This is a genomic window from Rhodopseudomonas sp. P1 (genome assembly GCF_039642825.1).
Lineage (GTDB): Bacteria > Pseudomonadota > Alphaproteobacteria > Rhizobiales > Xanthobacteraceae > Rhodopseudomonas > Rhodopseudomonas palustris_H.
Genome location: NZ_CP088006.1, coordinates 4,889,164 through 4,901,631 on the forward strand (window position 1 = coordinate 4,889,164; position 12,468 = coordinate 4,901,631).

Sequence of the window (12,468 nt, forward strand, 5' to 3'; positions counted from 1 at the left end):
TCCATAAACACCGCGCTTGCGGTGAAGAACGGCGCCTGACGCGCGGTGCCTTATGGCGAGTCCCGCGAGTATGGATTCCGGACTTGCGCGCGTCGCGCGCAATCCGGAATGACGATGGAGAGGTTGTTAGTTCGCCGTCCAGAACGCCGGCTTGGCGGGCTCCAGCCTTCCGCCGATGCGGACCGGAGCGATCTTGATGGCGAGGCCGGTGGCGTTGTCGGTTTCGACCGCGACGCCGCTCAGCGTGGCATCGCCGTTGGCCGGTTCGAACCGGCCCTGCGGAATCCCGGTGAGGAAGCGATGTACCGGCTCGTCCTTGTGCATGCCGATCACTGAATCATAGTCACCGGTCATGCCGGCGTCGGTCATGTAGCCGGTGCCGTTCGGCAGGATCTGATGATCGGCGGTCGGCACATGCGTATGGGTGCCGACCACGAGGCTGACCCGGCCGTCGCAGAAATGCCCCATGCCCTGCTTTTCGCTCGACGCCTCGCCGTGGAAATCGACCACGATGGCATCGGCAGCATCGCGTAGCGGGCAGGCTTCGAGTTCGCGCGCGATTGCAGCGAACGGATCGTTGAGCGGCTCCATGAACACGCGGCCCATCGCGTTGATCACCAGCACCCGCGCGCCGCTGCGGGTGTCGACCAGCGCGGCACCGCGGCCCGGCGTGTGGCGCGGAAAGTTGATCGGGCGGACCAGACGCGGCGCGCGCTCGATGAACACCAGCGCTTCCTTCTGATTCCAGGCGTGGTTGCCGAGCGTCACGGCGTCGGCGCCGGCATCGATGAAATCGTTGTAGATCGCCTCGGTGATACCAAAACCGCCGGCGGCATTCTCGCCATTGACGATGGTGCAATCGAGCTGCCAGTCGCGGATCAGGCCAGGCAGATACTCGGCGATTGCGGTGCGGCCGGATTTTCCGACCACGTCGCCAATGAACAGAATGCGCAAACTATCGACTCCGGAAAGTGAGCAGGCCTTGCTCCGTTAGCACATAATCCAGCACCACGTCGTGGGCGGCGGCCGGAACGGTGGGGATTTGCTGCATTGCGAACGCCAAGCCGATCGCTACCACCGGCCCGCGCGCGCGCAAATAGTCCAGCGTGCAGTCATAGTGACCGGCGCCGTAGCCGATGCGATGGCCGCTGGCGTCGAATGCGGCGAGCGGCACCAGGACGATGTCGGGCGTCACCTCCGGCGCATCCGGCGACGGCTCCCGAATGCCGAGCACGCTGCGGGGCAACGCATCACCGTCCCGCCAAGCCCTGAACACCAGGGGCGTGCCTTGCCGCGTCACCACCGGCAGCGCCAGCCGGGCACCGCGGGCGGCGAGCGCGTGCATCAACGGAAACGGATCGAGTTCGCCGCGGATCGGCGCATAGCCGGCGACAATCGCTCCGTCCGGCAGCGGCACCGGCAGCCCGCGCGCAGCGATCGCCGCGGCTGCGGCGCTGCGGTCGTCCTCGCTCAATGCCGACCGGCGCGCCAAAGCGGCGGCGCGCAGCGCGGTCTTGGCATCGCTGGGAGCGGCGGAAAGATCGGACATCGGCGGGTTATAGGCGGCCGCGGCGCAGGGATGAAGCTCGGGCGACCGTCAGTCCGGCTTGCCGCCGGACAAGATGGTTAAAGTGCGAGGCCGCGGTGACCGTTGAAGCACTCGATCCCGGAGTTCCCTACGAAAGTAGGTGGGCACCATATGACCGGGTCCACGGACCCGGCCAGGGACAGTTCCCGAAAGGATCGATAAGGCCCCGGGGATATATGGCTCCTGACGCGTCCCGCAGCTTCGCCCTGCCAATGTAGCGATCATACCGCCGGTTCGCCAGCCCGCTCCGGGGAATTCGCGGCAACGATGAACCACCTGACGTGGACAACCGTTTCGGCTATCAAGAGCTGTCCCACGATCGCCACGAAGCTCGGCGACTCAAAGCGAGGACGCTCAACCCGGATCGCCATGGCCTCGAAGTCCAGCACCACCATCGCCCGCAGAGCCCGAACCCGGGCCGAAGCCGATTTCGCGACCTGGCTGATGATGGCCAAGCTCGGCAGCTTCGACACCCTGCCCGACAATGCCCAGAAGGTGCTGAACGGATATCGCGAGCGGCTCGACCGGATGAGCGAAATCGAGTCCAAGACGATCGCGGTGCGCGAGACCTATCAGGCCTATTACAGCGACATGGGCGGCACCGGCGAAGCTCCCGAGCCCGAGCCACGTTCGCCGCCGCCGGCCGACCGCGGTGAGGCGGTGGTCGACAACGTCGTCCGCTTCAAGAAGCCGCAGAAGCCGAAGGTGACGCGGATGGCCGATCGCGGCGCTCGTCCCGCACCATCCGGCGGCGCCGGTCGCCCGATCCCCGCGCTGCTGATCTTCGCCGCCCTGTGCGCGATCGTGGTGGCGTGGAAGTTTCTGACCAAGTAGCGCAGCCGGCAGCTCAGCGCCGACGCCCCAGTTCTCGATACTTGCCCAAACGCACCACGCGCGGACCGCGGCGGAAGATGCCGCCGAGCCGGCCGAGCAGCCGAACGCTGATCACTGCCGCGTAGGAAAACACCGCCGCGAGGAACAGCACGCGCACCGCGGTCTGGAACCAATTCAGGTCCTCACCCGTCATCTGCCGACACCTTCGCAAAGAAGGTCAAGGACAGGTGGACTGAAACGTTCCTCAGCCGAGCCAAGCGCGGGAGACAGCAGCGTGAACGAGAGCGTGAACGACGACGGGCGCGATCAGGCGCCGAACCAGGACAAGGCCGCGGCGGGGCCGCGCAAATCAGCCGAGAAACGCCTGCCGCTGGTCGACAATCTGATCGACATGGTGGTGGACGGCGCGGTCGAGATCACCAAGGTCGCGGCCAAGCGCGCGGTGCGGCGGCTGGTCAGCGGTCCGGTCAAGGCCACGGTGACGAAGGCTGCGGCGCGCGCCGGCCTCGCCGAATTCACCAAGCCCTTGGCCAAGCCCTCGCCGAACAAGAACAAGACCGCCGCGAAGGCGGGAGCAACGTCGGGCGCGAAGACAGCGGCCAAGACCGCGACGAAGTCGGCTGCCAGCAAGTCTGGAGCTTCCAAGGCCAAGACGTCGAAGGCCAAAACGACGAAGTCTAAAACCTCAACGTCAAAGACCGCGTCATCAAAGACCGCCAAGGCGTCGGGCGCGAAGTCCAAGACGACGAAGTCTGCGGCTTCCAAAGCAAAGACGAAGTCCGCGAAGACTGCAAAAACGAAAAAGCGGTGAGAGGACCAGAACGTCAGTTCGACGCCGTAGTGAGCGAAGCCAAGCAATCCAGCGTCTCGCACCGCTGGATTGCTTGGTCGCGGAGATTACATGCCGCGTTCGATCGGCTGTTCGACGGCGCCACCGGCTTCGGCCCAGTCTTTGAAGGCGCCGAGGTTGAACACCTTTTCATAGCCGAGATCCTTCAGCACCTTGCCGGCCAGCGCCGAGCGGCCGCCCGAGGCGCAGTACACGATTACCGGGCGATCCTTGGCGAGGTGCTTGTCGTGGAACGGCGAATCCGGATCGGCGCGGAATTCCAGCATGCCGCGCGAGATGTTGACGGCGCCGGCGACCTTGCCGGTGTTGCCGACTTCCGGCGCATCGCGGACGTCGATCACCAGCGCGCCCTGCTCGATCAGATGGCGTGCGTCGTCGACGCTCACCCGCGGCACCGCGGCGTTGGCGGCTTCCATCATCTGCTTCAACGTGGTCATGGCAGTCTCCTGTGGGACATGGCTCAGCGGATCAGCCAGCGCGGCGTCGCCGCCGCGTAGTCGATCCAGGCGTTGCCGAAACGAATCGCGAGATGGCGCTCCTCGCGGCGAATTGCCAGCCGGTCGACCAGCACCGCCATCAACAAAGCGAGCGGCACGAACCAGCCATTGCCGGCGGCAAGCCCGATGCCGATCAACAGCAGCGTGTTGGCGAGATAGATCGGGTTGCGGCTGAAGCGGAATGGGCCCCAGGTCACCAACCGGTCGGCGGCGCGATGCGGCAGGATGTTGGTGCGGGCAGCCCGCATCGTCAGGATCGCCCAGCCGTCGAGCGCGAAGCCGAGTGCGGCGACAAGATAGCCGGCCCACACCACGATGTCGCTGCGCGGCAAGGGCAGCGGCAGCACCATGCCGAGCCCGATCGCGATCACGGCCGCGATCGCCAGCAGCATCGGCGGCCACGGTAGTTTGTTCGGGCGGGAGCCCTCGGAACCAGTCATTGCAACTCGTCGGCGTACATTCGATCAACCGAATATATCGGTGGTCATGCCGATATACCAGCCGGCCGCTTCACGCGCCTGCTTGGCGCGGAGCTGCGGGCTCTCGTCGAGCTGCGAGGTATAAGGGTCGGACATCACGATCTTGCCGTCCTGCGGCGTATAGCGCGCGCCGTTCTTGATCGCGTCATCGGGTGCGATGTCGCTCCAGCAATGGTTGGTGAAGCGCACCGGCATCCGGCGGTCGCCGATCAGATCGGCGCGGATGATCATCGCGGCGGTCTTGCCCTCGTTGTTGGCGGCGAAGCCGGACTTGGGAAACTCGCCGCCGGTCGCAGAATCGCCGATCACATGGATCGAGGGATCGATCAGCGACGCCATGGTGCCGGCATCCACCGGGCAGAATCCGCTGGCATCGGCGAGCCCGGCGTCGCGGCCGAGCTTGCCGGCGATCTGCGGCGGGATGACATTGACCAGCGCCGCCTTGTGGGTCTCGAAATCGGTGGTCACGGTCATCGCCTTCGGATCGACAGCCTTGATGCCGCCGTGGATGGTTGGATCCTGCCACTCGATTATGCCGGAGTAGTGCCGCTCCCAGCCGTCGATGAACAAGGTCTGCATCGCGAAGTGATCCTTGGCGTCGAGGATCACGATGCGTGCATTCTTGACGCCGCGGCTCTTCAGCGCGTGCGCCATCATCGAGGCGCGTTCGTACGGCGCCGGCGGACAGCGATACGGATTCGGCGGCGCGATGATCACAATCAGAGCACCATCGCCGAGCGCATCGAGCTGGCTCTTCAGCAGTTGAAATTGCGCGCCGCCGCGATAGCCGTGCGGCATCCGCTCGGCAGCGGCTTCGGAATAGCCGGGGACCGCATCCCAGCGGAAGTCGATCCCCGGCGACAGCACCAGCCGGTCGTAGCCGAGCCGCGCGCCACTGGCGGTGCGCACTTCCTTGTTGTCGCGATCGATCGCCGAGACCTGGTCGAACACTAGGCCGACGCCATGCGCGGCGACGCCTTCGTAGCCGAACGTCAGGGTGTCGAACGACTTCAGGCCGCCGAGATACAGATTCGAGGTGAACGGCGTCACGTAGCGGCGATTGGCTTCGATCAGCGTGACGTCGATCGCATCATTGCCGTGACGCAGATATTTCGCTGCCGTCGCGCCGCCCGCCCCGCCGCCGACCACGACCACGCGCGGCTTGGCTTTGGCGATCACCGGACAGGCGAACATCGCCGTTGCCGCCGCGGTGGCGCGGATCACGCCGCGGCGGCTGATCAGGTTCGGCTTGGACACGTCGTAGCTCCGCAAATTCAAGCGCGGGCCGACGCGCGAAGCGCCGGCCCGCAGTGACGTCAGGAGAAGATGTCGGCGGTGATGCCGGCATACCATCCCATGTTCTCTTCGGAGGTCTGCAGCCGAATGCCGGCGTCTTCGCCGGTCTTCGACACAAACCCTTCGATCTCGGCGATCTTGCCGTCTTTCGGCTCATAGCGACCGCCGATCTTCACCGTATCGTCCTGGGCCAGCACCGACCAGCAGGTGTTGGCATAACGCGCCGGGAAGGTGCGCGATCCTGTCAGCTCGCCACGCACCGCATTGGCAACCACCTTGGCCTGGCTGTTGGCCGAAAACGCCGACTTCGGCATCGCACCGGCGATCGACGCGTCGCCCAGCACGTAGATGTTGGGATCGATCGCCGACTTCATGTTGGTGGCGTCGATCGGGCAATAGCCGGTTTCATTGACGAGATTGGCCTCGCGCGCGATCTTGCCCGCCATCTGCGCCGGGATGACGTTGACCATGTCGGCCTTGATGGTCTCGAAATCGGTCGTCACCGTCATCGCGGCCGGATCGACGCCCTTGATGCCGCCGTGCATCTTCGGGTCCATCCATTCGACGATGCCCGGATAGTGCTTCTGCCAGCCTTCCTGGAACAGCGCCATCTTGGAGAATTTGTCCTTCGGATCGAGCACGATGATCTTGGACTTGGTATGGCCCTTGGCCTTCAGCACCTTGGCCATCACCGAGACGCGCTCATACGGACCCGGCGGGCAGCGATACGGATTCGGCGGCGCCACCATCACGATGGTCGCGCCATCCTGCAGCGCGTCGAGCTGCTGCTTGACCAGCTTGGTCTGCGCCCCCGGCTTCCAGCCGTGCGGCATGATCTCGGCCGCGGCTTCAGAATAGCCGGGCACCGAGTCGAATTTGATATCGATGCCGGGGGCCATCACCAGCCGATCGTAGGGCACGACAGAGCCGTCGGCGAGCCTGACCTCCTTCTTGTCGCGATCGATCGCCGCGGCGAACTGCCGGACATGCTTCACGCCGTAGCTGCCGAGCTTGTAGCCATGACTGATCGACTCGAACGAACGCATGTCGCCGAGATAGAGGTTGGAGTGGAAGCAGGTGACGAACGTCTCCAGCGGTTCGATCATCGTGACCTCGACCGCGCCTTGCGAGTCCCGCGCCACATATTTCGCCACGGTGGCGCCGCCCGGCCCGCCGCCGATCACCACCACGCGCGGCTTGGCCTGTGCACGCAGCACGCCGGGCATTCCGACCACACCCGCGGCCGCCAATAAGACAGCCGAAAAATGGCGCCGATTGATCCTCATCTCGTCCCCTCCAATTATGTTGATCGACTACCGGATGTCTCCACTCCGGTCCGCGGTGCGCTCGATTTGTTGTTTTTCGATGCTGCCGAAGTAGCTCGCGAGCGCCGCGATCTCTTCGTCGTTGAACTTGGCGGCGATCGCCCGCATCACCGGATTGTCGCGGACCTTGTCGCGATATTCGGTGAGCGCGGCGATCAGCTCCGGCTCGTCGCGGCCGACGATCGACGGGATGCCGTCGAACCGGCCGCTGATCTGATGGCAGGTGACACATTCGCTCGACAGATACTCGCCGAGCTCGCGGTCACCGCCGGCCAGCGCCGGCCCCGCAAGCACGCAGACGAGCAGCATCGCTGCGGCGCTGAGCCGCGCCCGCAACACGGCACGCATCTGCAGCGCCGGCGAGCGGGCGCAATCCGAACGATCGAAATATCGGCCGAGCACGGCCATCGTCATCCTCCCGAGACAAAGTCGTCGTGGCGTGCCGGCTTAGTTGCCGGTCTGTTTCGCCGAAAGAGCCGGCTCGATCGCCGGGGCCGCGGCCACTTTGGCCGCCGCTCTCGCGTCGAGCAGCGTATGCGTCGCCAGCGCGCCGAGCCACATCGAAGCCAGCGCCAACCAGGCGGTGACCGCAAAAATTGAACCACCGGTGACGCCGGCGCCGACCGCGCAGCCGCCGGCCAGCATGCCGCCGAATCCCATCAGGAAAGCCCCAGCCGCGTAGCGACCCATGCTGAGACCATCATGGAAGCCCTGCAGCTTCCAATCCCGCCTGATCAAGGCGGCGAGCAGCGAGCCGGCGAACACGCCCGGCACCAGCCCGATGTCGAAGCCGAGCGGCACCGAGGGCGAGTTGATCAGTCCCATCAGCGTATCGGCCGAGGGCCCCGTGAAGCTGACGCTCTTGATCTGGGTCGGCGCGAACGAATGCTGGGCCAGAATGTAAGTGACCAGCCAGCCGCCGGTGACGGCGAGGCCGACGCCGATCGCGGCAATGCCGGTGATGATCCCGATCCGGTTGCGCCAGCCGAGCCACAGCGCCCACACCAGGACGGCAAAGCCGAAGGCGGCGCCGATCACCGGACCGGCGTGAACCACGGTGAGCAGGTTGCGCGATGCGCCGCCCGGCAGCGTCCACAGCGACGTCAGGAACTCGCGCACCGGCGACAGCACGCCGCGCAGCGACGCCTGTGCCACGATGGTGAGGATCAGACCGGTGACCAGCGCGCGCAAGTTCCCGGTGCCGGACAGCACCAGCAGCCGGCTGGCGCAGCCGCGCGACAGGATCATGCCGGCGCCGAACATCAGCCCGCCGATGATCGCGCCCGACAGGCTGCCGGTGGCGGCGAGCTGCCGCGCTTCGGACACATCGAGCACGCCGGAGGTGATTGCGACTTGTGTCGCGGCAACCGCGGCCGAGAACGTCAGCAGCCACACCGCGAGCTTGGGACCGAACGAGCTTTCGGAAAACTCGATGACTGCCGAGCGCAGGCAGAACTTGCTGCGTTCGGCGGTCGCGCCGAACACCAGCCCCACCAGCAGACCGCCCGCGGTCAGCAGTGTGGTTTCGCCGAAGCGCTCGATGAGAAGGTCGAGATCCAAAAGAAGCGTTCCTCGTCTTTGCGGCACGCTCGACTGCAACCCGTCGTCGGTCGTCTTCGATCTTCCAAACAGCGGCCGCGGAACGACAGATTGTCCTCCGCATGCGCCGATCGACATTGATCTGGCGCAACCGAACTAATCAGCCAGCCGAACGCTGGTGCAATTACTTGGCGGGCGCCGCGCTGGAACCACAGCGTACGCCATCACGTATCAATCGACTTTCGGCCCGGCCTTGTCGTCGGGCGTGACGTCGACTGCGATCGCGCGGCCGATCACCTTCGGGGCAGGCCCGCAATCCTTCATGCACGGATTCTTGTTCCAGAATGCCTTCTCGGCCGTATCGCGATCGTCTTCGTAAAAACCGTCCGCGTTTGGCATCTTCACCTTGGCGAGATTGGTCTGGTTCAGCTCGAAGTCCTGATCCTTGATGACGTCGTTCATGTTGAGGATGTACGCCGTCAGTGCGTAGATCTCGTCGTTGCTGAGCGAGCGCGCGTTGCCGAACGGCATCGCGTGGCGGACGTAGTCGTACACCGTGGTGGCGTCCGGCCAGTACGAGCCGATCGTCTTATCGGGACGATCCGCCTTCAGCGTGCCGTGACCGCCGGACAGCACCGGATAGCGGCCGACGCCTTCGCCGAATTCGCCGTGGCAGGTCGAGCACTTCTCCTGAAACAGCGCATCGCCTTCCTTGGCGGTGCCGCGCCCCGGCGGCAGCCCCTGGCCATCGGGACGGACATCGATGTCCCAGGCCGCGATCTCTTCCGGCAGCGCCGGACGGCCCAGACCTAGCTTCACCGGCGCGGGCGGCGCAGCCGGCACGGCGGCCTGCGCCGGTGCTTTGGCTTCCTTCACCGCGTCTTTGGCCTTGTGACCCGGCTTGTGTTCAGCGCCGGCCTGCGCCAGCGGCAGCACCATCGCGGCGACGACGGCGAACCCAGCGAGAGCCTTAAGCGATTTCGACATTTTCGGTCACTCCGTCGGGATGCACGAGCCAGGTCTGGATGCCGTTGTTGTGGTACACGGAGTTGACGCCGCGGATCTTGCGCAGCTCCGCTTTGGTCGGCTGCACATAACCGGTCTCGTCGATCGCGCGCGATTGCAGCATCAGCTCTTCGCCGTTCCAGTCGAAGTCGACGTAGAACCGCACGATCGATTTGTTCAGCACCGGGCCGTCGATCCGCGCCTCGGACCAGTTGCGTCCGCCATCCATCGAGACGTCGACGCGCTTGACGGTGCCGCGCCCGGACCAGGCGATGCCGGTGAGCACGTTGCGACCCCTGAACTTCAGCGGCATCTGCGGCGACGGGCTGGTGATCACGCTCTTGGCGTCCATCACGAAGGTATGCTTGCGCGCGCGGCCGTCTGGCATCAGGTCGGTGTACTTCGAGGTCTCTTCGCGAGTCTGCCACGGCATGTCGCCGACTTCGATGCGGCGCAGCCATTTCACCCACAGATTGCCCTGCCAGCCGGGGATCACCGCGCGCAGCGGATAGCCGTTTTCCGGACGCAGCGCCTCGCCGTTCATCGCATAGGCGATCATCACGTCGTCGAGCGCCTTCTCCAGCGGCAACGACCGATCCATGCCGGCAGAGTCGGCGCCTTCGAGCAGCAGCCATTTGGCGTTCGACTTCACCCCGGCCTGGTCGAGCAGCGTCTTCAGCGTGACGCCGGTGTACATCACGTTGTGGATCATGCCGTGGGTGAACTGGCAGCCGTTGAGCTGCGCGCCGCGCCACTCCATCCCAGAGTTCGCCGCGCACTCCAGGAAGTAGATCTTGTTGACGCGCGGCATCCGCTTGATGTCATCCATGGTGAACACCAGCGGGGTGTCGACCAGGCCGTGAATCATCAGACGGTGCTGCGCGGGATCGATCTCGGCGACGCCGCCGTGATGCCGTTCGAAGCACAGGCCGGACGGCGTGATGATGCCGTCGAGCGCATGCAGCGGCGTGAAGTTGACCGAGGACTCCGGCGACGCGGTGAGCCACGACACGTCGCGGCGGATCACGTCCTTCTCGAATTTCGACGGCACGCCGTAGGGACGCTTGTCGACGCCGTCGCCGAGATAGCGATTCCAATCCTGGATCTCGGTGATCGCCGGGTCGGGCTTGGCCGCCTCACCGGCCTTGGCCGCAAGCGATGGCAGCATCGACCCAGCACCGGCGAGACCGGCCGCACCAAGCCCCGCCGCGCCGAGAAACCGGCGGCGGTTGAGGACGTCGGATGTGGGCTTTTCACTCATGCCGCTAGCCTCTTTCTCATTGCGATACGTGAATGTATGGAACGCACCAGTCCGCACCTCCGGCGCGGATCAGGCGCCGGAGACTTTGACCGCGCTGTTGGGTTCGATCTTCACCGGGCCGGCGCTGGCGACGTGCTTCTCCAGCACCTCCCAGATCGGCGGCCCTTCGGTGCCCTGGTTGACGCTGGCCCAGCCGGACACCGTGTACTTCTTCGACGCCTCGATCGACTTGCCGGTCGCCAGATGCGTCATGTTGGAGATGCGCGAGCCCATCTCCTTGGAGACGTCGATCGCGTAGCCCATGCCCCCGGTGCGCACCATGTCGCCGCCGCCCTGATAGTACGGGTCGGGATGGAAGATGTTGTCGGCGATGTCTTCGAGCACGTTCTTCAGCTGCTCGCCGGTCATCTCGGTGCGGTAGCAGTTCGGATAGGTGATCGCGGTGGCGTTGGCGATCGCCTCCCAGGTGATGCTCTGTTCCGGCAGCAGCGTGCCGCCCCAGCGGAAGCCGGGCGACAGCGCGATCTCGGTGTCGCGCTGCTTCAGCATCGCGTCGCAGATCAGATCGTCGAAGGTGCCGTTGAAATTGCCGCGGCGATACAAGAGCGAGTCGGTCTTGCCAACGACGCGGGCGAGATCTTTGGCGTAAGGCTCGCGCAGCTTCTCGACCAGCTTGGCCATCTCCGGGTCCGGCGCGATCGCGTCGGCAAACACCGGCATCAGCTTGAAGCGGATGTCCGCAACCTTGCCGCCGTCGACCTTGATGTCCAGCCGCGACACGAACTTGCCGTGCGAGCCCGACGCCACCAGCACGGTGTCGCCGACCTTGACCACGCCGGGCATAGCGTCGTGGGTGTGGCCGGTGAGGATGACGTCGAGGCCCTTCACCCGGCCGGCGAGCTTGCGGTCGACATCAAAGCCGTTGTGCGACAGCAGCACCACGACCGCGGCGCCTTCGGCGCGCGCATCGTCGACCTGCTTCTGCATATCCTCCTCGCGGATGCCGAACTCCCAGTTCGGAAACATCCAGCGCGGATTGGCGACGGCGGTACGTGGCAATGCCTGGCCGATCACCGCGATCTTGACGCCGCCGCGCTCGAACATCTTGCGCGCCTCGAACACCGGCTCCTGCCATTCGATGTCGCGGACGTTCTGCGCCAGGAAAGCAAACGGTGCCTTCTCGGCGATTTCTTTTACGCGGTCGGCGCCGTAGGTAAACTCCCAATGACCGGTCATCGCATCGACCTTGAGCCCGGCGAGCGCGTCGATCATGTCCTGGCCGTTGCTCTTCAGCGAACTCCAACTGCCCTGCAGCGCATCGCCGCCGTCGAGCAGCAGCACCTTGTCGGCGCCGCGCTCGGCGCGGATCGCCTTGACCAGCGTGGCGATTCTGTCGAAGCCGCCCATCTTGCCGTAGTTGCGGGCAAGCGCGGTGAAGTCGTCCGCGGTCAGCGCGAACGCATCCGGCGAGCCGGTGGCGATATGGAAGTACTTGCGGAATTCCTCGTCGGTGAGATGCGGCGGCTTGCCCTTGACCTCGCCGACGCCGAGATTGACCGAGGGCTCGCGGAAATGCAGCGGCACGAGCTGAGCGTGCGTGTCGGTGATGTGCAGCAGCGTCACCGTGCCGAGCGGATCGAATTTGAGGATGTCGGCCTGCGTCAGCCGCTGCTGAGCCGCCACCCGCCCGATCGGCCCCAGGCCGCCGGTGATCGTCAGAGCCGATGCGGCGGCCGTCGCCTGCAGGAATTCCCGCCTCGAGATCATCGTTTCATCCCTTGCTTCGCGCCGCGT

General features: G+C 65.4%; 14 protein-coding genes and 1 other RNA gene. 2 read left to right on the top strand and 13 right to left on the bottom strand.

Translation table 11 applies throughout. From position 1 onward, the window contains the following. Window positions 1-126 precede the first annotated feature (126 nt). The 3 genes from LRC39_RS22585 to ssrS all read right to left on the bottom strand — a co-directional run bounded on the left by LRC39_RS22585 (window position 127) and on the right by ssrS (window position 1,793). Window positions 127-954: a TIGR00282 family metallophosphoesterase gene (locus LRC39_RS22585; protein WP_346295697.1), complete on the bottom strand. Its 828-nt coding sequence runs from the start codon at window positions 952-954 to the stop codon at window positions 127-129. A 1-nt stretch (window position 955) separates the two neighbouring features. Further along, window positions 956-1,549, bottom strand: coding sequence for a 5-formyltetrahydrofolate cyclo-ligase (locus tag LRC39_RS22590; RefSeq protein WP_346295698.1), 594 nt, complete (start codon window positions 1,547-1,549; stop codon window positions 956-958). 83 nt (window positions 1,550-1,632) lie between these two features. Then, window positions 1,633-1,793: non-coding RNA, 6S RNA (gene ssrS, locus LRC39_RS22595), on the bottom strand. A 164-nt stretch (window positions 1,794-1,957) separates the two neighbouring features. Between ssrS and LRC39_RS22600 the strand changes: the two genes are divergently transcribed. After that, on the top strand, window positions 1,958-2,422 hold the full coding sequence (locus tag LRC39_RS22600; protein ID WP_346295699.1) for a hypothetical protein: 465 nt from the start codon (window positions 1,958-1,960) through the stop codon (window positions 2,420-2,422). Between the two features lie 13 nt (window positions 2,423-2,435). Here the strand turns inward: LRC39_RS22600 and LRC39_RS22605 are convergent, their stop codons facing one another. Then, window positions 2,436-2,615, bottom strand: a complete 180-nt coding sequence (locus tag LRC39_RS22605; RefSeq protein WP_346295700.1) for a cadmium ABC transporter ATPase — start codon at window positions 2,613-2,615, stop codon at window positions 2,436-2,438. 81 nt (window positions 2,616-2,696) lie between these two features. Between LRC39_RS22605 and LRC39_RS22610 the strand changes: the two genes are divergently transcribed. Further along, on the top strand, window positions 2,697-3,233 hold the full coding sequence (locus LRC39_RS22610; RefSeq protein ID WP_346295701.1) for a recombinase RecQ: 537 nt from the start codon (window positions 2,697-2,699) through the stop codon (window positions 3,231-3,233). A gap of 86 nt (window positions 3,234-3,319) precedes the next feature. Here the strand turns inward: LRC39_RS22610 and LRC39_RS22615 are convergent, their stop codons facing one another. The 9 genes from LRC39_RS22615 to soxB all read right to left on the bottom strand — a co-directional run bounded on the left by LRC39_RS22615 (window position 3,320) and on the right by soxB (window position 12,441). Next, entirely contained in the window at window positions 3,320-3,709 is a 390-nt protein-coding gene (locus tag LRC39_RS22615; RefSeq protein ID WP_107346029.1) for a rhodanese-like domain-containing protein, read from the bottom strand. 23 nt (window positions 3,710-3,732) lie between these two features. Then, window positions 3,733-4,209, bottom strand: a complete 477-nt coding sequence (locus LRC39_RS22620; protein ID WP_346295702.1) for a methyltransferase family protein — start codon at window positions 4,207-4,209, stop codon at window positions 3,733-3,735. Between the two features lie 24 nt (window positions 4,210-4,233). After that, the gene (locus tag LRC39_RS22625) at window positions 4,234-5,526 is read right to left on the bottom strand and encodes an NAD(P)/FAD-dependent oxidoreductase (RefSeq protein WP_346295703.1); all 1,293 of its coding nucleotides are present in this window, start codon (window positions 5,524-5,526) and stop codon (window positions 4,234-4,236) included. A gap of 38 nt (window positions 5,527-5,564) precedes the next feature. Beyond that, window positions 5,565-6,830 (bottom strand): NAD(P)/FAD-dependent oxidoreductase, encoded by a 1,266-nt coding sequence (locus LRC39_RS22630; RefSeq protein WP_346295704.1) that lies wholly within the window; start codon window positions 6,828-6,830, stop codon window positions 5,565-5,567. Window positions 6,831-6,857: 27 nt separating this feature from the next. Next, entirely contained in the window at window positions 6,858-7,277 is a 420-nt protein-coding gene (locus LRC39_RS22635) for a c-type cytochrome (RefSeq protein WP_346295705.1), read from the bottom strand. Between the two features lie 39 nt (window positions 7,278-7,316). Beyond that, entirely contained in the window at window positions 7,317-8,429 is a 1,113-nt protein-coding gene (locus tag LRC39_RS22640; protein WP_346295706.1) for a YeeE/YedE family protein, read from the bottom strand. Window positions 8,430-8,639: 210 nt separating this feature from the next. Further along, the gene (locus LRC39_RS22645) at window positions 8,640-9,395 is read right to left on the bottom strand and encodes a c-type cytochrome (RefSeq protein WP_346295707.1); all 756 of its coding nucleotides are present in this window, start codon (window positions 9,393-9,395) and stop codon (window positions 8,640-8,642) included. Beyond that, complete coding sequence (soxC, locus tag LRC39_RS22650; RefSeq protein ID WP_346295708.1) at window positions 9,379-10,674, bottom strand: sulfite dehydrogenase; 1,296 nt, start codon at window positions 10,672-10,674, stop codon at window positions 9,379-9,381. The genes LRC39_RS22645 and soxC overlap by 17 nt, the downstream gene beginning before the upstream one ends. 69 nt (window positions 10,675-10,743) lie before the next feature. Further along, window positions 10,744-12,441 (bottom strand): thiosulfohydrolase SoxB, encoded by a 1,698-nt coding sequence (soxB, locus tag LRC39_RS22655; RefSeq protein ID WP_346295709.1) that lies wholly within the window; start codon window positions 12,439-12,441, stop codon window positions 10,744-10,746. Window positions 12,442-12,468: the final 27 nt, after the last annotated feature.